General features: G+C 66.6%; 15 protein-coding genes. 3 read left to right on the forward strand and 12 right to left on the reverse strand.

Annotated features, from left to right (window positions below):
* Positions 1-5: 5 nt before the first annotated feature.
* On the reverse strand, positions 6-689 hold the full coding sequence (gene rplC, locus R3I40_RS07575) for a 50S ribosomal protein L3 (RefSeq protein WP_317699929.1): 684 nt from the start codon (positions 687-689) through the stop codon (positions 6-8).
* Positions 690-700: 11 nt separating this feature from the next.
* The gene (rpsJ, locus tag R3I40_RS07580) at positions 701-1009 is read right to left on the reverse strand and encodes a 30S ribosomal protein S10 (RefSeq protein WP_183375641.1); all 309 of its coding nucleotides are present in this window, start codon (positions 1007-1009) and stop codon (positions 701-703) included.
* 403 nt (positions 1010-1412) lie between these two features.
* Between rpsJ and R3I40_RS07585 the strand changes: the two genes are divergently transcribed.
* Positions 1413-2366, forward strand: a complete 954-nt coding sequence (locus tag R3I40_RS07585) for a YflT domain-containing protein (protein ID WP_239373925.1) — start codon at positions 1413-1415, stop codon at positions 2364-2366.
* 541 nt (positions 2367-2907) lie between these two features.
* On the opposite strand, the gene tuf is transcribed toward R3I40_RS07585, so the two are convergent.
* From tuf to rplJ, 10 genes are all read right to left on the reverse strand, one after another.
* Positions 2908-4095 (reverse strand): elongation factor Tu, encoded by a 1188-nt coding sequence (gene tuf, locus R3I40_RS07590; RefSeq protein WP_317699932.1) that lies wholly within the window; start codon positions 4093-4095, stop codon positions 2908-2910.
* Between the two features lie 130 nt (positions 4096-4225).
* Complete coding sequence (fusA, locus tag R3I40_RS07595) at positions 4226-6373, reverse strand: elongation factor G (protein WP_183375647.1); 2148 nt, start codon at positions 6371-6373, stop codon at positions 4226-4228.
* 66 nt (positions 6374-6439) lie between these two features.
* Entirely contained in the window at positions 6440-6910 is a 471-nt protein-coding gene (gene rpsG / locus R3I40_RS07600; protein WP_183375649.1) for a 30S ribosomal protein S7, read from the reverse strand.
* Positions 6910-7284, reverse strand: coding sequence for a 30S ribosomal protein S12 (rpsL, locus tag R3I40_RS07605; RefSeq protein ID WP_183375651.1), 375 nt, complete (start codon positions 7282-7284; stop codon positions 6910-6912). The genes rpsG and rpsL overlap by 1 nt, the downstream gene beginning before the upstream one ends.
* A 480-nt stretch (positions 7285-7764) precedes the next feature.
* The gene (locus R3I40_RS07610; protein WP_285262262.1) at positions 7765-9045 is read right to left on the reverse strand and encodes a resuscitation-promoting factor; all 1281 of its coding nucleotides are present in this window, start codon (positions 9043-9045) and stop codon (positions 7765-7767) included.
* A gap of 330 nt (positions 9046-9375) precedes the next feature.
* Positions 9376-13263, reverse strand: coding sequence for a DNA-directed RNA polymerase subunit beta' (locus R3I40_RS07615; RefSeq protein WP_259923621.1), 3888 nt, complete (start codon positions 13261-13263; stop codon positions 9376-9378).
* Positions 13264-13328: 65 nt separating this feature from the next.
* On the reverse strand, positions 13329-16817 hold the full coding sequence (gene rpoB, locus R3I40_RS07620; RefSeq protein WP_183375657.1) for a DNA-directed RNA polymerase subunit beta: 3489 nt from the start codon (positions 16815-16817) through the stop codon (positions 13329-13331).
* Positions 16818-17143: 326 nt separating this feature from the next.
* Positions 17144-18028, reverse strand: coding sequence for a hypothetical protein (locus R3I40_RS07625; protein ID WP_285262261.1), 885 nt, complete (start codon positions 18026-18028; stop codon positions 17144-17146).
* A 302-nt stretch (positions 18029-18330) separates the two neighbouring features.
* On the reverse strand, positions 18331-18720 hold the full coding sequence (gene rplL, locus R3I40_RS07630) for a 50S ribosomal protein L7/L12 (RefSeq protein ID WP_183375661.1): 390 nt from the start codon (positions 18718-18720) through the stop codon (positions 18331-18333).
* A gap of 56 nt (positions 18721-18776) precedes the next feature.
* Positions 18777-19295 carry a 50S ribosomal protein L10 gene (gene rplJ, locus R3I40_RS07635; RefSeq protein WP_183375663.1) on the reverse strand — a complete coding sequence of 173 codons (519 nt, stop codon included), beginning with the start codon at positions 19293-19295 and terminating at the stop codon, positions 18777-18779.
* A gap of 413 nt (positions 19296-19708) precedes the next feature.
* On the opposite strand from rplJ, the gene R3I40_RS07640 reads away from it, so the two are divergent.
* A complete protein-coding gene (locus tag R3I40_RS07640; RefSeq protein WP_246370825.1) occupies positions 19709-20953 on the forward strand; it encodes an NRAMP family divalent metal transporter in 1245 nt (414 codons plus the stop codon).
* 14 nt (positions 20954-20967) lie between these two features.
* A complete protein-coding gene (locus R3I40_RS07645) occupies positions 20968-21858 on the forward strand; it encodes a putative hydro-lyase (protein WP_285262260.1) in 891 nt (296 codons plus the stop codon).
* Positions 21859-21878 lie beyond the last annotated feature (20 nt).

Raw genomic sequence — 21878 nt, forward strand, 5'->3', positions numbered from 1 at the left:
GGTTCTCAGGCCTCCTTCTTCGCCGAAGTCTTCGATGCGGAGCGGACCAGGACGATGCCGCCCTTGGGGCCGGGGATGGCGCCCTTGACGAGCACGAGGCCCTTCTCTGCATCCACCGCGTGAACGGTGAGGTTCTGCACGCTGGTGCGGTCGCCGCCCATGCGTCCGGCCATCTTCTGGCCCTTGAAAACACAACCCGGGGTCGATGCGCCGCCGATGGAGCCCGGCTTGCGGTGGTTGCGGTGCTGGCCGTGGGTGGCCGACACGCCTGCGAAGCCGTGGCGCTTCATGACGCCAGCGGTGCCCTTGCCCTTGGAGGTGCCGACGACGTCGACCTTCTGGCCGGCTTCGAAGACCGAGGCGTCGATCTCCTGGCCGAGCGAGAAGTCAGCGGCGTCGGAAGTGCGCAGCTCGACGAGGTGACGGCGCGGGGTGACGCCGGCCTTCTCGAAGTGGCCCTTCAGGGGCTTGGTGACCTTGCGGGGGTCGATCGCGCCGTAGGCGATCTGAACAGCGTCGTAGCCGTCGGTCTCGACGGAGCGCACCTGCGTGACAACGCACGGACCAGCCTGCACAACGGTCACGGGAACGAGAACGCCGTTCTCATCCCAGACCTGGGTCATGCCGAGCTTGGTGCCGAGCACGCCGGAGACGTTGGCTGCGCGCTGCCCTGTCAGTTCGTTACTCATGTTCCGATACCTCAGAGCTTGATCTCGATGTTGACGTCCGCCGGCAGGTCGAGGCGCATCAGCGAGTCCACAGCCTTCGGCGTGGGATCGACGATGTCGATGAGGCGCTTGTGCGTGCGCATCTCGAACTGCTCACGGGAGTCCTTGTACTTGTGCGGCGACCGAACAACAACAAAGACGTTCTTCTCGGTCGGCAGCGGCACCGGGCCCACAACCGTTGCACCAGCGCGGGTGACAGTATCGACAATCTTGCGTGCCGAGCTGTCAATCACCTCGTGGTCATACGACTTGAGCCGGATGCGGATCTTCTGTCCCGCCATAGCTTTGGTCTGACTCTCTCTCTTCATAACCGCGTTGACATGGTCAGGGACCCACCCGACACCCGCGGTCGGGTGTGTCGAGTGTGCCGCGGGCATCGAAACGCCGTGGGCAGATCCCATTGCACCTACGACTGGTCCCTCGACCGATGCGCACTCAGGGTCAAGACCGCACTGTTCGCATCCTCGGGCTGAGCCTCATCCGGTGATCATTCCCCAGAGACGGGAATGGAACCGGGCATGTCGACTCGCGCAGGCAACTCATCCATTCAACCATCATGCGAACGGCCCGCCAAGGGGTTCGCACTAAGGAGCAGGTCACATCACACCGCGGGCGCCGTCGGCTCGCCCTGCGCCCTGAGCGGACACCCAAGGCGCCGACGGGTGCTCCCTATACCCTGGGGCCATGACTCAGCATCCCAGCAGCCAGGGCCAGATGGCCGCATCCAGCCGACTCATGCAGAGCGCCTTCCGCCTCGAGTTCCCGCAGTCCCTCGGGATGGTGCGGGACTATGTGGAGGTGCAGCGGATGGTGGATGCCCTCGCCGATGAGGACTTCCCCGTACAGCACACCCTGATCGTCGGCACGGACCTGAAGCTCGTGGAGCGCGTGACCGGCCGACAGACATGGGGCAGGGTCATCATGGGAGGCATTCTCTCGGGCCTGTGGATGGGCACGTTCATCGGCCTGCTGTTCGGCCTGTTCACCAGCAACTGGCTGTCCATGCTCGGCACGTCGGTGCTGATGGGCATCGTGTTCTTCACGGTGTGGGCGATCATCCGGCATGCCTCGAACCGGGGCCAGCGCGATTTCACCTCGATGGTGTCGACGATTCCCATGCAGTACGAACTGCTGGTGGAGCATCGCCACTTCGCTGACGCCCGACGCATCCTCATGGAGAAGGGCATCGCGCTCGGCTATGGCGCATTCGGCACCGGCGACTCGGCGCCGATCAGCCCGGAGATGCACAACCGGTACGGCCAGCCCTCCTCCGGTCGCTCGCGTCAGTCAGGAGACCCGGCGCAGTCCTCACACTCCCCTCACTTGGCGCACTCGCCGTCCGGTGCAGCGCACCAGCCGCGCCACCGCGCCCCGCACCCGGACGATTCCGCGCCGGTCTCAGCCGGCGGTTCAACCGCAGCCGCGCCGGACGGGCAGACCCACGATCCGCGCTTCGGCACCGACGATGACGCGCCGCGCCGTCCCAGCTTCGGACTGCCCGCGCAGCCCGGACGGCACGCCGCATCAGGCAACGCAGCAGACGGCGCTGCGCCCGCACCCGGAGACTCGAATCGCGGCGCAGCCTCCGCATCCGGCGCCGACGGGTCCCCGTCGGGTGAGGATCCCCGCTCGCGCTGACCTCCCCCGCTGACTCCCCGAGCCGGCATCTGCTCTGCTCGGCTCAGCACCATGAGGCCCCCACCACCCGGTGGGGGCCTCATCGTCATCCAGGACCCGAGCGTGCTCCCGTCGGCTACCGGAATGGGTACGAGTGCGCTGCTCCGAGCTCGCATGCGAGGGCCGCAGCTCAGACAGTAAGCGGTCAGCAGGGCGCCGCTCGTACGCCGCCCTCGGCGCGCCGCCGGCCGCCGCACACACTCGGCGGAGGCCGCACGCACGACTCGGCGGGTGCGGCACCGATCCGTTGACGTATGCGCGCATCGATCGCCTTCCCCCCGAATACGACGACGATTCGTCCCGGCGGGTGCGGCAGGCGCACGGGGCTGCCAGCCCCTTAGTCCCGGGGCTGCCGGCACCGCGGTCGCGGGGACCCGGCACCGGCGCCACAGCGCCGACGGTACAGAGCTCCGGCCGCGAATCGGGCATGAAGAAGCGGCCCCGGGAACGAATCCCGGGGCCGCCGCTATGCGTCAATCAGACGCTGAGTCTCTCAGGAGAATCAGGCGTTGATCTTGGTGACACGGCCGGAGCCCACGGTGCGGCCACCCTCACGGATAGCGAAGCCGAGGCCCTCTTCCATGGCGATCGGCTGGATGAGCTCGACCGACATCTCGGTGTTGTCGCCCGGCATGACCATCTCGGTGCCCTCGGGCAGCTCGATGACGCCGGTGACGTCCGTGGTACGGAAGTAGAACTGCGGACGGTAGTTCGAGTAGAACGGGTTGTGACGGCCGCCCTCGTCCTTGGACAGGATGTAGACCTGAGCCTCGAACTTGGTGTGCGGGGTGATGGAGCCCGGCACGCAGACGACCTGGCCGCGCTCGACGTCCTCACGCTTGGTGCCGCGCAGGAGCAGACCACAGTTCTCGCCGGCCCATGCCTCGTCCATCTGCTTGTGGAACATCTCGATACCGGTGACGGTGGTCTTCTGCGGCTCGCGAATGCCGAGGATCTCGACCTCGGAGTTGATGGCGAGCTTGCCGCGGTCGACCTTACCGGTCACCACGGTGCCACAACCGGTGATGGTGAAGACGTCCTCGATCGGCATGAGGAACGGCTTGTCCATGTCGCGCTCCGGCTCCGGGATGTACTCATCGACGGAAGCCATGAGGTCCTGCACGGACTTGACCCACTTCTCATCGCCCTCGATGGCCTTGAGAGCGGAGACCTGGTGGACCGGTGCGTCCTCATCGAAGCCCTGCGAACCGAGCAGCTCGCGGACCTCCATCTCGACGAGCTCCAGGATCTCCTCGTCGTCGACCATGTCGCACTTGTTCAGCGCAACGATCAGAGCCGGCACGCCCACCTGGCGGGCGAGGAGCACGTGCTCACGGGTCTGAGCCATCGGGCCGTCGGTGCCGGCGACCACAAGGATGGCGCCGTCCATCTGAGCAGCACCGGTGATCATGTTCTTCACGTAGTCGGCGTGTCCGGGGGCGTCGACGTGAGCGTAGTGGCGCTTCTCGGTCTCGTACTCGATGTGCGAGACGTTGATGGTGATGCCGCGCTGCTTCTCTTCGGGAGCGTTGTCGATCTGGTCGTAGTCACGGCTCTCGTTGAGGTCCGGGTACTGGTCGTGCAGCACCTTGGAGATGGCAGCGGTGAGCGTGGTCTTGCCGTGGTCGACGTGACCGATGGTGCCGATGTTGACGTGCGGCTTCTTGCGCTCGAACTTGGCCTTAGCCATAGTGATGTCCTCCTAGGACGTTGTTGGTTGTTCTGTTGAACGGTGGGTGGGGCCCGCCGCAGCGGGCCCCGACCGAATGTGATCCGGACACCGACATGCAGACAGAAGTCTACGTGTCAGAGATGGAAGCTCATTCGCCCCTGGTCTTCGCGATGATCTCCTCGGCGATGCTGCCGGGGACCTCCGCGTAGTTGTCGAACTGCATGGTGTACATTGCGCGACCCTGCGTGAAGGAACGCAGGTCACCGATGTAACCGAACATCTCCGACAGCGGAACGAGAGCACGGACGATCTTGACCCCGCTCGCGTCCTCCATCGACGAAACCTGACCACGACGCTTGTTCAGGTCGCCGATGACGTCGCCCATGTACTCCTCAGGAGTACGGACCTCGACGTCCATGATCGGCTCGAGCAGAATCGGCTGGGCCTTCTTGAGGGCCTCGCGCGTTGCCATGGAGCCTGCGATCTTGAACGCCATCTCCGAGGAGTCCACGTCATGGTAGGCACCGTCGATGAGGGTTGCCTTGACGTTGACCACCGGGTAGCCGGCGAGGACGCCGGACTCGAGGGCGCTCTGGATGCCCGCGTCCACGCTCGGGATGTATTCGCGCGGGATGCGGCCACCGGTCACCTGGTTGTCGAACTCGTAGAACACGCCGTCCTCGGCGTCCACGAGCGGCTCGAAGGTGATCTGGACCTTACCGAACTGGCCGGAGCCGCCGGTCTGCTTCTTGTGCGTGTAGTCGAACTTCTCGACAGTGCGCTTGATGGACTCGCGGTACGCGACCTGCGGGGAGCCCACGTTGGCCTCGACCTTGAACTCGCGGCGCATACGGTCCACGAGCACATCGAGCTGCAGCTCGCCCATGCCGCGGATGACCGTCTGGCCGGTCTCCTCGTCCAGCTCGACCTGGAAGGTCGGGTCCTCCTTGGCGAGGCGCTGAATAGCAACGCCCAGCTTCTCCTGGTCGCCCTTGGTCTTCGGCTCGATGGCCATCGAGATCACGGGCTCCGGGAAGGACATGGACTCCAGCACGATCGGGTTCGACGGATCGCACAGGGTGTCACCGGTGGTGGTGTCCTTCAGGCCGATGAACGCGTAGATGTGGCCGGCGAAGGCCTCCTCGACCGGGTTCTCCTGGTTCGAGTGCATCTGGAAGAGCTTGCCCACGCGCTCCTTCTTGCCGGTGGTGGCGTTCAGGACCTGATCGCCCTGCTTCACCTGGCCGGAGTAGACGCGCACATAGGTGAGCGAGCCGAAGAACGGGTGCGCAGCGACCTTGAAGGACAGCGCTGCGAACGGCTCGTTCCAGTCGGCCTTGCGCTCGATCTCCTTGGACTCGTCCTTCGGGTCGTGACCGATCATCGCGGGGACGTCCAGCGGGGACGGAAGGTAGTCGACCACAGCATTCAGAACCGGCTGCACACCCTTGTTCTTGAATGCGGAGCCGCAGAAGACCGGGTACGCCTCGGAGTTGATCGTCAGCTGGCGGATGCCGGCCTTGATCTCCTCGATGGTGAGGTCGCCCTCTTCGAGGTACTTCTCCATGAGCTCCTCGGAGCTCTCGGCGACGTCCTCGACGAGCTTGGCACGGTACTCATCGACCGTGTCCTTCAGCTCAGCGGGGATCTCGATCTCCTTCTGGTACTGACCGAAGGCGTCGTCCCCCTTCTTCTTGCCGAGCTCCGGTGCGTCCTCTTCGAAGACGTCCGGCCACTCGTAGGCCTTCATCTCGACGAGGTCGATGACGCCGCGGAAGTCCGCCTCGGCACCGATCGGAACCTGCATGATGATGGGCTTCGCCTTCAGACGGTCGACGATCGTCTTCACGGTGAAGAAGAAGTCGGCCCCCATCTTGTCCATCTTGTTGACGAAGCAGATGCGCGGGACATCGTACTTGTCAGCCTGACGCCACACGGTCTCCGACTGGGGCTCCACGCCCTCCTTGCCGTCGAAGACAGCGACGGCACCGTCGAGGACGCGGAGCGAACGCTCCACCTCAACGGTGAAGTCGACGTGCCCGGGGGTGTCGATGATGTTGATCTGGCTGTCGTGCCAGTAGCAGGTCGTCGCGGCAGACGTGATCGTGATGCCGCGCTCCTTCTCCTGCTCCATCCAGTCCATGGTGCCGGCGCCGTCGTGGGTCTCGCCCATCTTGTAGTTGACGCCGGTGTAGTAAAGGATGCGCTCGGTCGTGGTGGTCTTACCGGCATCGATGTGGGCCATGATGCCGATGTTGCGGACCTTGCTGAGGTCACTGAGCACTGCAAGTGCCACGGGCTGCTGCCTTTCTGGCTAGGGGGCGACTTCTTCTCGTCCCCGCTGCCAATTCTTCGGTGTGAATTACCAGCGGTAGTGAGCGAACGCCTTGTTGGCCTCCGCCATCTTGTGAGTGTCCTCGCGACGCTTCACTGCGGCGCCCAGGCCGTTGTTGGCATCGAGGATCTCGTTCATGAGGCGCTCGGTCATGGTGTTCTCGCGGCGGGCGCGGGAGTAGCCCACGAGCCAGCGCAGAGCCAGGGTGGTCGAGCGGCCGGCGCGGACCTCGACGGGCACCTGGTAGGTGGCACCGCCGACGCGACGGGAGCGGACCTCGAGCGACGGGCGGATGTTGTCGAGAGCCTTCTTCAGGGTCACGACGGGATCCTGGCCGTTCTTCTCGCGGCAGCCTTCGAGAGCGTCGTAGACGATCTTCTCGGCGACGGTCTTCTTGCCGTCGAGGAGGACCTTGTTGATCAGCTGAGTGACCAGCGGGGAGCCGTAGACGGGGTCAACGGCGAGCTGGCGCTTGGGAGCTGCACCTTTGCGTGGCATTACTTCTTCTCCTTCTTCGCACCGTAGCGGGAGCGCGCCTGCTGGCGGCCCTTCACTGCCTGGGTGTCCAGGGCACCGCGGACGATCTTGTAGCGAACGCCCGGGAGGTCCTTCACACGGCCGCCGCGGACGAGCACAATGGAGTGCTCCTGCAGGTTGTGGCCGACGCCCGGAATGTAGGCGGTGACTTCGATGCCGGAGGAGAGGCGGACACGCGCAATCTTGCGCAGCGCCGAGTTCGGCTTCTTCGGGGTGGTGGTGTACACACGGGTGCAGACGCCGCGGCGCTGGGGCGAGCCCTTGAGCGCGGGAGTCGACGATGCCGCCGACTTGTCCTGGCGACCCTTGCGCACCAACTGCTGAATGGTAGGCACTGGTTCTCTTTCCTATCGCTTCCCGCCCTGTTCGGGCGGTCAGATCAACTTCTTTCGGATGCTCGCACGTGCGTGCGCCACCCGGGCGACCCGGAGCTCTCCGGCCCGCACAGCGGACGGATCCGCTGGTGTCCCGGCTACCGTGACGCCCGCCTTCGGCCTGCGAACAGGCACGAGTCGGGTCGCACAGAGGGCAACCATGACACAGTTTGTCAGTTTACCGACGGCCATCACGGCCGGTCAAAGGTCTTCCCTCGTTCTGTTGCACATCACATTGCACCCCGAACGGGACCGCGGACGGCCGGCACCCGTCGGGCGCATTCCGGCCGCCCCCTCAGCCGCAGGACCCCGCGGGGTGCACGAAGCCCCGCCGCCCTCCGAAGAGGAGCCGACGGGGCCGTGCGTTCACTGATATGAAGGATGTGCCGCGGCCCCGAATTCAGGGCGTGCGGGGTGCTGCCGCAGCAGCGGACCGAATGCTCAGCGCAGGCCGAGCTTCGCGGTGCAGGCCGGCCATGCGCCCCAGCCCTGCCTGGCCTGGACCTTCTTGGCGATGTCGATCTGCTGCTCGCGGGTGGCGAGGTTGGCGGTCGGGGCGTACTTGTCGCCGCCGTAGGCCAGCCACGTGCCGCGGTTGAACTGCAGGCCGCCGTAGTAGCCGTTGCCGGTGCTGATGGACCAGTTGCCGCCGGACTCGCACTGGGCCAGCTTGTCCCAGGTAGAGCCGTTGGAGACCGACGGAGCCTTCGGAGACTTCTTCGGCGCCTTCGACTTCTTCGGCGCCTCCGACTTCTTCGGCGCCTCCGACTTCTTCGGCGCCTTCGACTTCTTCGGTGCCGGCTCGGAGGAGCGCGACGGGCTCGGGGACGCCTTCTTCTCCGCCTTCTGGGTCGGCTTCGGAGCCTGAGTCGGCTGCGGCGCCGGGGCCTTCTTGGTGCCGACGACGACGACCTCGTCCACCGGCTCCTTGGTCACCGTCGAGGAGACCTCCTTGGTCTCGGTGACCTTGCCGTCCACGGTGACCTCCTGGATCACGGTGGTGCGCGCACCCTTCTCACCCTTGGTGACGACCTTCTTCTGGCCCTCGGGCAGCGAATCGTCCTTGCGGGTGATGGTCTTGAAGTCGATGGCTTCGACCTTCTCGGTCGTGCCGGAGCGGTGGCGCTCGATGGTGATGACCATGCCGTCGGTCAGGGGGGTGTCGCGGCCCGGCGTGATGGTGTCGGCGTCGGTGACGGAGTCGGAGAAGTACTTCTTCAGAGCGGCGTCGACGGTCGGCTCCGTGGTGCCCTCAGCGGTCCACGAGCCGTTCTGGCCCACGAATGTGACGTCCTTCGGGGTGGTGACGGTGATCTCCATGCCATCGGTGAGCTTCTCGGAGGGCGCCGGGCTGATGACGGCTCCGTCGGCCTTGACCTCGGCGGTGTTCAGAGCAGCCTCCACGGTCTCACCCTCGGTGAGCACGGTGCGGGGCTTGCCGTCGACCACCACGGTCGCCTCGGTGCGGTCGACCACGGTGATGGTGTCGCCGGAGCTGACGCTGGAGTCCAGAGCCGGGCTGACACGGTCCGTGTCCTTCACGTCGAGGCCCTGCTTCTCCAGGATCTTGTCGACATCCGTCTCGTAGGTGCGGATGGTGGTCTGCTGACCGTAGTGGTCCACAGTGACTTCGTTGGAGAGGGCGAATGCGGCGGTGCCGCCACCGCCGGCGAGCAGAACGCCCGCGACGGCGGAGATGATGATGGGGGACTTCTTCTTCACGACACATCCTCAGGTCTGATCGGTGAACATCCCCTATCCTCTGCACCCCTGCCGCGGAGCACGAGGGACATGGTCGCTTCTTAGATGCGGCCAGGCGGACTCTTTACCCAAGGTTGACGGTTCGTGTAACTGCGGCCATAGGGGCCATGTGGCCCAGGCGACCGTGCCGCGGCCAGCACCCAGCGGCGGCGTCCAGCGGCGGCCCGCTGCCGGACGGTGGTGCGCCAGGATGAACGAGAGCGGCCACTCCCCCACCATGGTGGTTGAGCGGCCGCTCTCGTCCCGACCCCGCCGGCTCAGAGGGCCGACGGGTGCGAGGATCGCATCGGATCAGATCGTGTTCGTGCGGAACGGATCACCGAAGTCGAGGTCGTCCAGGTTCAGCGAGGAGCCGGAGCCGTTGTAGTCGCCGAAGCCGAAGTCGTCCAGGCCGGGGACCTGGTACATCGAGGCCTTCGCCTCCTCGGTCGGCTCAACATCGAAGCTGCGGAACCGCGGCAGGCCGGTGCCGGCCGGGATGAGCTTACCGATGATGACGTTCTCCTTGAGGCCCATCAGCTGGTCGCTCTTCTGGTTGAGAGCAGCCTCGGTGAGCACGCGGGTCGTCTCCTGGAACGATGCCGCGGACAGCCATGACTCGGTCGCCAGCGACGCCTTGGTGATGCCCATGAGCTCCGGACGTCCGGCTGCGGGCTCGCCGCCCTCAGCCACCACGCGACGGTTCTCGGCGACGAACGCAGCGGATTCCACGAGGTCGCCCGGCAGCAGGTTCGTGTCACCGGAGGAGACGATCGTGTTGCGACGCAGCATCTGGCGCACGATGACCTCGATGTGCTTGGCGTGGATGTCCACACCCTGCGACACGTACACCTTCTGAACCTCGTCCACGAGGTGCTTCTGCACGGCGCGGGGACCGAGGATGCGCAGCACCTGCTTCGGGTCGACCGAGCCCTGGGAGAGCTGCTGGCCGGCCTCGATGTGGTCGCCGTCGAAGACGAGCATCGACACGCGCTTGGACAGGGTGTAGCTGACGGGCTCGGAACCGTCGTCCGGGGTGACAGTGAGCTTGCGCTGCTTGTCCGTCTCCTCGATGCTGACGCGGCCGGCGACCTCGGTGATCGGCGCGAAGCCGGCCGGGGTGCGTGCCTCGAACAGCTCCTGCACACGGGGAAGACCGTGCGTGATGTCGCCGCCGGAGGACGCGACACCACCGGAGTGGAAGGTCCGCATGGTCAGCTGCGTGCCGGGCTCACCGATCGACTGTGCGGCGATGATGCCGACGGCCTCGCCGATGTCGACGATCTGGCCGGTGGCCAGGGAGCGGCCGTAGCACATGGCGCAGGTGCCGACAGCGGAGTCACAGGTGAGCACGGAGCGGACCTTGACCTCGGTGACACCGGCGGCGACCAGCTTCTCGATGAGGACGTCGCCCACATCGGCGCCGGCTGCGGCGAGCTCGGTGCCGTCCTCCGCGAGGACCGGCTGCGCGAGGGAGCGGCCGTAGGCGGTGATCTCCACGTTCTCGGCCGGGACGACGACGCCGCCCTCCTCCACACCGATCGGCATGGTGAAGCCCTTGGTGGAGCCGCAGTCGTGCTCGCGGACGATGACGTCCTGCGAGACGTCGACCAGACGACGGGTCAGGTAGCCGGACTGGGCGGTCTTCAGAGCCGTATCCGCCAGGCCCTTACGGGAGCCGTGCGAGGCGATGAAGTACTCCAGCACCGACAGGCCCTCTCGGTAGTTCGAGAGGATCGGACGCGGGATGATCTCGCCCTTCGGGTTGTTCACCAGGCCGCGCATACCGGCGATCTGACGGATCTGCATCCAGTTGCCTCGTGCGCCCGAGTCCACCATGCGGTAGATCGAGTTGTCGCGCTCGAAGTTGGCGCGCATCGCGGCGTCCACCTCGTTGGTGGCTTCGGTCCAGATGTCGATCAGTTCGGAGTTGCGCTCCGCCTCGGACACGAGGCCGAGGTCGCGGTTCTCATCGACCTGGGCGGCCTTCGCCTCGTACTTGGCGATGATCTCCGCCTTGTTCGGCGGGGCGACCACGTCGGCCAGACCGAACGACACACCGGAGAAGGTCGACCAGTGGAAGCCGTAGGACTTCAGCGCATCCAGCGATGCGGAGACCTGCACCTTCTCGTAGCGCTCGGCCAGGGCGTTGACGATCGTGCCGAGGCGCTTCTTGCCCACCTGGCCCTGCACGAACGGGAAGTCCAGAGGCAGGGTCTCGTTGAAGTACACGGTGCCGAGGGTGGTGGTCAGGCGGATCGGGTCGCCCTCGCTCCAGCCCTCCGGCGCCTCCCAATCGGTCGGCGCGACGATGTCCTCGAAGCGGATGGTGATCGGGGCGTTGATGTGCAGCTCACCGGCGTCGAACGCCATGATCGCTTCGGCGACGGAGCCGAAGGTGCGACCGGCGCCGAGCGCGTCCTCGTTGACCGTGGTCAGGTGGTACAGACCGATGATCATGTCCTGCGCCGGCATGGTGACCGGGCGGCCGTCCGACGGCTTGAGGATGTTGTTCGAGGACAGCATGAGGATGCGGGCCTCGGCCTGCGCCTCCGCGGAGAGCGGCAGGTGCACAGCCATCTGGTCACCGTCGAAGTCAGCGTTGAACGCTGCACAGACCAGCGGGTGCAGGTGGATGGCCTTGCCCTCCACGAGCACCGGCTCGAACGCCTGGATGCCGAGGCGGTGCAGGGTGGGTGCACGGTTCAGCAGCACCGGGTGCTCGGTGATGACCTCTTCGAGGACATCCCACACCTCGGGGCGTGCGCGCTCCACCATGCGCTTGGCGGCCTTGACGTTCTGAGCGTGGCCGAGGTCGACCAGGCGCTTCATCACGAACGGCTTGAACAGCTCCAGCGCCATGCCCTTCGGCAGGCCGCACTGGTGCAGGTTCAGCTCCGGACCGTTCACAATGACGGAACGACCGGAGTAGTCCACGCGCTTGCCCAGCAGGTTCGCACGGAAGCGGCCCTGCTTGCCCTTGAGCATGTCGGACAGCGACTTCAGCGGACGGTTGCCCGGACCGGTGACCGGGCGGCCGCGGCGTCCGTTGTCGAACAGGGAGTCCACGGACTCCTGCAGCATCCGCTTCTCGTTGTTCACGATGATCTCGGGCGCACCAAGGTCCATCAGGCGCTTGAGGCGGTTGTTGCGGTTGATGACGCGACGGTACAGGTCGTTGAGGTCGGAGGTCGCGAAGCGGCCGCCGTCCAGCTGCACCATCGGGCGCAGGTCCGGCGGGATCACCGGGATCGCCTCGAGGACCATGCCTGCGGGCTGGTTGGAGGTCGACAGGAAGGAGGAGACGACCTTCAGGCGCTTCAGGGCGCGCGCCTTGCGTTGGCCCTTGCCGTTGGCGATGGTGTCGCGCAGCGTCGCGGCTTCGGCCTCGAGGTCGAAGTCCTGCAGACGCTTCTGGAGCGCACCGGCGCCCATGCCGCCCTCGAAGTACGTGCCGTAGCGCAGCTTCATGGCGCGGTACAGCTGCTCATCGCCCTCGAGGTCGGCGACCTTGAGGTTCTTGAAGCGGTCCCAGATCGCCTCGATGCGGGCGATCTCGGTGTCGTACTTCTTGCGGATCTGCGCCTGCTCGCGCTCGGAGGAGTCGCGGACCTTGCGCTTGGCGTCGGCCTTGGCACCCTCCTCCTCGAGCTGGGCGAGGTCCTTCTCGGCGGCGAGGGCGCGGTCGTTGATCGCGGCGTCGCGCTCGGAGGCGAGCTCCTTGATCTCGAGGTCATGGCGCTGCTGCAGCTCCGGCATGTCCTCGTGGCGAGCGTCCTCGTCCACCTCGGTGATCATGTACGCCGCGAAGTAGATGACCTTCTCGAGGTCCTTCGGGGCGAGGTCCAGCAGGTAGCCGAGGCGGCTCGGGACGCCCTTGAAGTACCAGATGTGGGTGACCGGGGCGGCGAGTTCGATGTGGCCCATGCGCTCACGGCGCACGGCCGACTTCGTCACCTCGACGCCGCAGCGTTCGCAGACGATCCCCTTGAAGCGGACGCGCTTGTACTTGCCGCAGTAGCACTCCCAGTCCCGGGTGGGACCGAAGATGCGCTCGCAGAAGAGGCCGTCCATCTCGGGCTTGAGGGTTCGGTAGTTGATGGTCTCTGGCTTCTTGACTTCGCCATGGGACCACGAACGGATCTCATCGGCCGTTGCGAGGCCGATTCGCAGCTCGTCAAAGTGGTTGACGTCGAGCACGTGTGTCCTTCTCTCGTTCGAAAAAAGCAGGTGAAAGTTGGATGGGTCGGGGTGTCTGAGCGGGCTCAGAGTTCCTCGACGGTGCCGACGCCCTCATGGGGACGGCGGGACAGGTCGATGCCGAGCTCCTCCGCGGCGCGGAAGACCTCCTCGTCATCCTCCGGGACCTCGACGCTGTTGCCGTCCGAGGACAGCACTTCGACGTTGAGGCAGAGCGACTGCATCTCCTTGAGGAGCACGCGGAAGGACTCCGGGATGCCCGGCTCGGGGATGTTGTCACCCTTGACGATGGCCTCGTAGACCTTCACACGTCCGTTGATGTCATCCGACTTGATGGTCAGCAGCTCCTGCAGGGCGTGAGCGGCGCCGTAGGCCTCCAGGGCCCACACCTCCATCTCACCGAAGCGCTGGCCGCCGAACTGCGCCTTACCGCCCAGCGGCTGCTGGGTGATCATCGAGTACGGGCCGGTCGAGCGTGCGTGGAGCTTGTCGTCCACCAGGTGGTGCAGCTTCAGGATGTACATGTAGCCGACCGAGACGGGGTCCGGGAACGGCTCACCGGAGCGGCCGTCGAACAGGCGGGCCTTGCCGTCGTTGCCGACGACGTGGTCGCCGTCGCGGTTCGGCGAGTGCGCCTCGATCAGGCTGTTGACCTCGGGAGCGGTGAGTCCGTCGAACACGGGCACGGCCACCGGGGTGCCGGGCTCGCCCTTGTGGGACGCGACCGGCAGCTCCTTGGCGTGCTCGGACTCGGGGTCGAGCTCCCAACCGGACTTGGCGACCCAGCCGAGGTGGGTCTCCATCACCTGGCCGATGTTCATACGGCCGGGCACGCCCATCGGGTTGAGGATGATGTCCACGGGGGTGCCGTCCTCGAGGAACGGCATGTCCTCCACGGGCAGGATCTTCGCGATGACGCCCTTGTTGCCGTGACGGCCGGCGAGCTTGTCGCCGTCGGTGATCTTGCGCTTCTGCGCAATGTACACGCGGACCATCTCGTTGACGCCGGTGGGCAGGATGTCGGAGTCCTCGTCCTCATTGAACACGCGGACGCCGATGACCGTGCCGGACTCGCCGTGCGGGACGCGCAGGGAGGTGTCGCGGACCTCGCGGGCCTTCTCACCGAAGATGGCGCGCAGCAGGCGCTCCTCCGGGGTCAGCTCGGTCTCACCCTTCGGGGTCACCTTGCCGACGAGGATGTCGCCCGGCTGCACTTCTGCGCCGATGCGGATGATGCCGCGCTCGTCGAGGTCGGCGAGGACGTCCTCGCCGACGTTCGGGATGTCGCGGGTGATCTCTTCCTTGCCGAGCTTGGTGTCGCGGGCGTCGACCTCGTGCTCCTCGATGTGGATCGAGGTGAGGACGTCGTCCTGGACCAGGCGCGAGGACAGGATGATGCCGTCCTCGTAGTTGTGGCCCTGCCAGGACATGAACGCCACGAGCAGGTTCTTGCCGAGCGCGAGCTCACCGGAGTCGGTGGAGGGGCCGTCGGCCAGAATGGAGCCGGCTTCGACACGGTCGCCCTCGTCGAACAGCACGCGCTGGTTGTAGCAGTTGCCGGCGTTGGAGCGCTCGAACTTGTTCACGCGGTAGGACTGCGAGGTGCCGTCGTCCGCGAGGACCTTGATGAAGTCGGCGGACAGTTCGTCGATGACACCGGCCTTCTCAGCGACGATGACGTCACCGGCGTCGACAGCGGCGCGGCGCTCCATGCCGGTGCCGACCAGCGGCATCTCGGTGCGCAGCAGCGGCACGGCCTGACGCTGCATGTTCGAGCCCATGAGGGCGCGGTTGGCGTCGTCGTGCTCAAGGAACGGAATCATGGCGGTCGCGACCGACACCATCTGACGTGCGGACACGTCCATGTAGTCGACGTCCGACGGGGCCACGAGGTCCGGCTCGCCGCCGGCGAGGCGCACCAGCACGGCTTCCTCGAGGAAGCGTCCGTCCTCATCGATCTTGGCGTTGGCCTGCGCGATGATGTGGCGGTCCTCGTCATCGGCGGTCAGGTAGACGACGTCGTCGGTGACGACACCGTCGACGACCTTGCGGTACGGGGTCTCCACGAAGCCGAACGGGTTGATGCGCGCGAAGGTGGCGAGCGAGCCGATCAGGCCGATGTTGGGGCCTTCCGGGGTCTCGATCGGGCACATGCGGCCGTAGTGGGACGGGTGGACGTCGCGCACTTCCATGCCTGCGCGGTCACGGGACAGACCGCCCGGGCCCAGCGCCGAGAGGCGGCGCTTGTGGGTGAGGCCCGACAGCGGGTTGTTCTGGTCCATGAACTGCGACAGCTGGGAGGTTCCGAAGAACTCCTTGATCGCAGCGGTGACCGGGCGGATGTTGATCAGGGTCAGCGGCGTGATCGCCTCGACGTCCTGCGTGGTCATGCGCTCACGGACGACGCGCTCCATGCGGGACAGGCCGGTGCGGACCTGGTTCTGGATCAGTTCGCCGACCGCGCGGATGCGGCGGTTGCCGAAGTGGTCGATGTCGTCGGTCTCCACGCGCACCGTGCGGCCGCCTTCGGCGGTGAACTCGGTGAGGCCCGCGTGCAGGGCGACGATGTACTTGATGGTGGTGACGATGTCCTCAACGTTGAGAACGCTCTCGGAGAGGCTGACCTCCAGGCCGAGCTTCTTGCCGATCTTGTAGCGGCCGACCTTCGCGAGGTCGTAGCGCTTCTCGTTGAAGAACATGTTGTTGAGCATCGTCTCGCCCGCATCGCGGCTGGGCGGCTCGCCCGGGCGCTGCTTGCGGTAGATGTCCATGAGCGCTTCGTCCTGCGAGGAGATCCTGTCCTTCTCCAGGGTGGAGCGGATCGACTCGAACTCGCCGAACTCCTCGAGGATCTCAGCCTTGGACATGCCGAGGGCCTGCAGGAGGGTGGTGACGGACTGCTTGCGCTTGCGGTCGATGCGGACGCCGACCTGGTCGCGCTTGTCGACCTCGAACTCGAGCCATGCGCCGCGGCTCGGGATGATCTTCGCGTTGAAGATGTGCTTGTCGCTGGTCTTGTCGATGGACTCCTCGAAGTACACGCCCGGGGAGCGGACCAGCTGGGAGACGACGACGCGCTCGGTGCCGTTGATGATGAACGTACCCTTGTCGGTCATGAGCGGGAAGTCGCCCATGAAGACCGTCTGGGTCTTGATCTCATCGGTCTCGTGGTTCATGAACTCCGCAGTGACGTACAGCGGTGCGGAGTAGGTGAGGTCCTTGTCCTTGCACTCCTCGACCGTGTAGGTCGGGGCCTCGAAGGAGTGGTTGCGGAAGGACAGCGACATGTTGCCGGCGATGTCCTCGATGGGGGAGATCTCTTCGAAGATGTCCGCGAGACCGGAGGTCTGGGGGACGTCTTCGCGACCGGCGGCGGCCGCTGCGGCGGCGCGCTCCTCCCAGTTCTCGTTGCCGAGAAGCCAGTCGAACGAGCTGGTCTGCAGACTCAGAAGGTCAGGTACTTCAATGGGGTCGCCGAGCTTTGCGAACGTCACGCGAGGCGACTGCGTCAGCTGGGCTGTGGTCTTCTTCAGATCGGTGCTCGAGGCAGCCAAGGGTGATCCTTCCACGGGCCGAGGATGAATGGGCGCCGCTGCTGTGACCGCACCCACCTTCTCGACCAACCCCGCTATATGAGTCGAATTCTGAAAATGGGCGCGCTGATCACTGGGCGCAAAGAACCAGCATAAGCCGCGCCCGATACCCCGTAAAGGGGCCCCGCGGAAAATGTGACGGCCGTTATCCCTGACACACTCGCTCCTGCGCGCCCCGCAGCCGGTGCGGCTGGCGCCCGGGGCGCCGCTGGGAGGACGACGGCTTCCGCGGCTCGGCAGAGCGAAGCGGCGGGCCCCGTGGGCGCCGCCGCTTCCGGAACGGGAGGTCAGCCGTTCATATGCTCCTCGAGCGCACTCGCGTACTTCAGCGCAGAGGCCTCATCGAGGTTGATGGCGAGGATGTAGCCGTGCTCGGTGCCCTTGTCCACGCCGGACATGAGCATGGTGAGCTTCTGCTCGCCGAGGGTCATGGTGGTGAAGGACGTGTTGGGGTTGTTCCCGAGCTGTTTGACGGTGGCCTTCGCCGCGCCGCCCTGGCCGGACATCTCCTCCGTGCATGCGGCGGCGACTTCCTTCAGGGGGTCGAACAGTGTGGTGTCCTCGTTGGTGGTGGCGAGTGCGGAGACCACGTTCGGCTCATCGGTTGCGCCGTCGACGGCCTCAGCACTGAAGTCACCGTCGTAGTTGACGACGACGAGGCCCGTGGCGTCCTGCTTGGAGTTGTTGACTCCGTCGATCGCCGCCTGGCATGCGGGCGGGATGTCGACGCCGTCGAGGGTGTAGGTCATGGTGAAGTCGAGAGGCTGGTCTGGGCCGGGGGAGCTCTGCTCCTGGACTGAGGCCTTCACGTTCGTGCCGATGCCGATGTCCTCGGCCATCATCGCGCCGTCGGGGCCGCCGGAGGAGTCGTCGGACGGGCTCGCATCATCGGACGGGCTCGCATCATCGGACGGTGTCGCGTCGTCGCTCGGGGCGGCGTCATCCGACGGGCTCTGGTCGCCCGCGGGGGTGGATCCGTCAACCTCGTCGCTCGCTGTCTCACTGGGCTTCGCGGTGGGGTCCGGCTCGCTGCCGAAGCCGCTGATCGCACCGCAGCCGGTGAACAGCAGCGCGGAGGCGGCGAGCGCGGTGGCGGCGGTGACGCTGCGGCGCACCGTGCGGGTGCGGCCAGCGCGGGTGCGTCCGGGACGGGTGAGGACTGAGCGGGTCATGGGATCTCCTGGTGGTCGGGCCCGTCGGCGACACTGCAGACAGCGGCCCGGGGCTGAGCGATTGAGCCCATCATCTCCCAGCGCATCCCTCGCCGCCACCGGAACGAGCGGGTACCCGTGCCCTGGAGACCTCTCCCCCGCCGGCCGCACACGCTGCGGCCCGACGGATGCCGTCGCGCTCCGATGCCGCCCATACAGGAACCGCCCGCCTCCTCATGGGAGACGGGCGGTTCCGTCACGAGCATCGGGCGCTGTTCGTGCCCGGTCGGCTCGGGGTCAGGCTGCGCTTCTCAGCGCGGAGGTCACTTGACCTCGACAGCGGCGCCTGCGCCCTCGAGCTGCTCCTTGGCCTTGTCGGCGGCGTCCTGGTCGACACCCTCGAGGACCGGCTTCGGTGCGCCGTCGACGAGCTCCTTGGCCTCCTTGAGGCCGAGGCCGGTGAGGGCACGGACTTCCTTGATCACGGCGATCTTGGCGGAGCCGGCGGAGCTGAGGATGACGTCGAACTCGGTCTTCTCCTCAGCGGCGCCACCGGCGTCGCCGCCTGCAGCGCCACCGGCTGCAGCGACGGCCACGGGAGCGGCGGCCTCAACGTCGAAGACCTCCTCGAACTCCTTAACGAACTCGGAGAGCTCGATGAGGGTCATTTCCTTGAAAGCTTCGATGAGCTCGTCCTTGGTGAGCTTAGCCATGGGGCTTAGTCCTTCCTAAGTTGGGGTGGTGCGCGCAGCACCGTTTCGTCAGAGTGTCAGGCGTCTTCGTTCTTGGCACGCAGAGCGTCGACGGTACGGGCGGTCTTCGTGAGCGGCGCGTTGAAGACTGCCGCGGCCTTGGACATGGATGCCTTGAGGGCACCGGCCGCCTTGGCCAGAAGAACCTCGCGGGACTCCAGGTCTGCGAGCTTCTTGACATCGTCAGCCGTGAGGGCGGAGCCCTCGAAGTAGCCGGACTTGACGATCAGCTGTGGGTTTTCCTTGGCAAAGTCACGCATGGCCTTTGCCGGCTCGACCGGCTCGCCCTTGATGAAGGCGATAGCGGTCGGGCCATTGAGCTCGCCGTGGAAAGCATCGACTCCTGCTTCCTTGGCGGCGATCTCAGCCAGCGTGTTCTTCACCACGGCGTAGGTGGTATCAGCACCGAGCGAACGGCGCAGCGTCTGCAGCTGCCCCACGCTCAGGCCGCGGTACTCGGTCAGGATCGCTGCGCTGGACTCGCGGAACAGATCCGCGACCTCAGCAACAGCTGCTGCCTTGTCAGGCCTCGCCATGGCCCTCCTTCCAGAGGTTGTGCTGCCGGCCTTGAAGGATTCGTGTCCCGCAGCATGAGAAAAGCCCCGACGCAGGCGTCGAGGCTCATCGCCCACTGGAGTCCAGCCCCGGTGTGCGGAAGAATCGTCACCTGCGCAGGCCGTTCCTCAGTGCGACTGGGAAGCCTTCGGTCGATCCTGATGGCAGGACCGACGACCGGCGGTCTTCGGTAGCTGTCACACTACCCGATCCCGCCGCCTTCTCCCACCCTGATGTGGCGCGGATCAAATGCGACCCGGCAGCCCGCCGGGACGACCCGGGGAGGCGACGGCCCGTGGGCACCGCTTGAGCGGATTGTTCAACAACTGCTAGTGTCGTGCGACTACGCGACCCAGTGTGACCCCTCTCACCCCTCCAACGGAACGGACGGTCCATGTCCAGCACTCCCTCCCAGACCGACGCAGCCGCCCACAGCAGCGACGACCGCACAGCCCGCCGCGGCCGCCGGACAGCGCTCCTCGGCGCCATGTTCCTCATGGCCACCAGCGCCATCGGTCCCGGCTTCATCACCCAGACCACCGTGTTCACGGCGCAGCTCGGCGCCGCGTTCGCCTTCGCGATCCTCGTCTCGATCCTGATCGACATCGCCGTCCAGCTGAACGTGTGGAAGATCCTCGGCATCTCCGGCCTGCGCGCCCAGGAGCTCTGCAACCGGGTCCTGCCCGGCGCCGGCTGGGTGCTCGCCGCCCTCGTCTTCATCGGCGGCGCGGTGTTCAACATCGGCAACATCGCCGGCACCGGCCTCGGCCTCAACGCCATGCTGGGCCTCGACCCGACCATCGGCGGCGGCGTCTCCGCCGTCCTCGCCATCCTCATCTTCCTGTCCAAGCGGGCCGGGCTCGCCCTGGACCGCATCGTGGTCATCCTCGGCGCCGTGATGATCCTGCTGATGATCTACGTGGCAGTTGTGTCCGCTCCCCCGGTCGGTGAGGCGCTGAAGAACACCGTACTGCCGGAGCAGGTCGACTTCCTCATCATCTCCACTCTCATCGGCGGCACCGTCGGCGGCTACATCACCTACTCCGGTGCCCACCGCATGATCGACTCCGGCGTCACCGGCCCCGAATCGGATCGGGAGATCACCCGCAGCTCGGTGGTCGGCATCCTCGTCACCTGCGTGATGCGGGTGCTGCTGTTCCTTGCGATCTTCGGCGTGGTCGCCGGTGGTGTCGCGCTCGCCGGTGACAACATGGCCGCCGACGCGTTCCAGGCCGCGGCCGGGCAGATCGGCCTGCGCCTGTTCGGCGTGGTGCTGTGGAGCGCCGCCCTCACGTCCGTGATCGGCGCGTCCTTCACCTCCATCTCCTTCATCACCACCCAGGCCACCGCGGCGCGCACCCGCAACCTGATGACGGTCGCGTTCATCGCGGTGTGCGGCATCCTGTTCGTGGTGCTCGGCCAGGCCCCGCAGGCACTGCTGATCTTCGCGGGCGCGTTCAACGCCCTGATCCTGCCGTTCGGCCTCGCGATCCTGCTGTACGCCGGGTGGCGCCGCCGCGACCTGCTGCACGGCTACCGCTACCCCGCCTGGCTGCTGCTGCTCGGTGTCCTCGCCTGGCTGGTGTCCCTCGGCCTCGCCTGGACCTCGCTCGCGAAGATCCCCGGCATCTTCGCCTGAGAAGGAGGCCAGCCATGCGCGCAGAATCCGTCGGCCCCGCGGACCGCGACGCGCAGCCCGCCGCCGCGCCGGATGCGTCGGCCCCCGCGCAAGCGGCCGGACCTGCTTCCGACTCCCCCGGCGGCGACTGGGCGGACCTGTCACCGGCCGATGCGCGTTCGCGCTTCCGCGTCGGCGAGGTGCGCCCCACCTCCGGGATCGCCGACGCCTTCGCGCAGGCCAACCTGATCGCGGTCCCACAGGAGCTCGCCTTCGACGTCCTTTTGTTCGCGCAGCGCAACCCCAAGCCCTGTCCCGTTCTCGGCGTGCTGGAGCCCGGGCAGGTCACCAGCGATCTGCTCGCCGGCGGGGACATCCGCACGGACATCCCGCGCTACCGCGTCTTCGAGAACGGGGTGGAGGTCGCGCGGCCGACGGATGCCACCGACTATTGGCGCGAGGACCTGGTGGCGTTCCTCGTGGGCTGCTCGTTCACGTTCGAACGGGCCCTGCTGGAGGGCGGGATCGCGCTCGCGCACCAGGACCAGGGCGTGAACGTGCCGATGTTCCGCACCACGCGCCGCTGCGCATCAGGGGGCCGGATCGGCGGGCCGCTGGTGGTGTCCATGCGGCCCATCCCCGCCTCCCAGGTGGCCGACGCGGTCCGCATCACCTCCCGCTACCCCGCCGTGCACGGCGCCCCGGTGCATGTGGGCTCGCCGTCGGAGCTGGGAATCGCCGACCTGTCCCGACCCGATTTCGGTGACCCGGTGGACATCCCCGCCGGGCACATCCCCGTGTTCTGGGCCTGCGGGGTCACGCCGCAGGCAGCGGTGATGGAATCGCGGCCGTCGTTCGCGATCGCGCACGACCCGGGGCACATGCTGATCACGGACGCCCGCGACAGCGACTACCTCGTGCCCTGACCGCGGCTGCTGGGCGCCGC

The organism is Helcobacillus massiliensis, assembly GCF_033106145.1.
Lineage (GTDB): Bacteria > Actinomycetota > Actinomycetes > Actinomycetales > Dermabacteraceae > Helcobacillus > Helcobacillus massiliensis.

Excerpts from the sequence above, each read along its gene's own strand:
- rplC (WP_317699929.1), bottom strand. The coding sequence starts at position 689 with ATGAGTAACGAACTGACAGGGCAGCGCGCAGCCAACGTCTCCGGCGTG.
- rpsJ (WP_183375641.1), bottom strand. The coding sequence starts at position 1,009 with ATGGCGGGACAGAAGATCCGCATCCGGCTCAAGTCGTATGACCACGAG.
- R3I40_RS07585 (WP_239373925.1), top strand. The coding sequence starts at position 1,413 with ATGACTCAGCATCCCAGCAGCCAGGGCCAGATGGCCGCATCCAGCCGA.
- tuf (WP_317699932.1), bottom strand. The coding sequence starts at position 4,095 with ATGGCTAAGGCCAAGTTCGAGCGCAAGAAGCCGCACGTCAACATCGGC.
- rpsG (WP_183375649.1), bottom strand. The coding sequence starts at position 6,910 with ATGCCACGCAAAGGTGCAGCTCCCAAGCGCCAGCTCGCCGTTGACCCC.
- R3I40_RS07625 (WP_285262261.1), bottom strand. The coding sequence starts at position 18,028 with ATGACCCGCTCAGTCCTCACCCGTCCCGGACGCACCCGCGCTGGCCGC.
- rplL (WP_183375661.1), bottom strand. The coding sequence starts at position 18,720 with ATGGCTAAGCTCACCAAGGACGAGCTCATCGAAGCTTTCAAGGAAATG.
- rplJ (WP_183375663.1), bottom strand. The coding sequence starts at position 19,295 with ATGGCGAGGCCTGACAAGGCAGCAGCTGTTGCTGAGGTCGCGGATCTG.
- R3I40_RS07640 (WP_246370825.1), top strand. The coding sequence starts at position 19,709 with ATGTCCAGCACTCCCTCCCAGACCGACGCAGCCGCCCACAGCAGCGAC.
- R3I40_RS07645 (WP_285262260.1), top strand. The coding sequence starts at position 20,968 with ATGCGCGCAGAATCCGTCGGCCCCGCGGACCGCGACGCGCAGCCCGCC.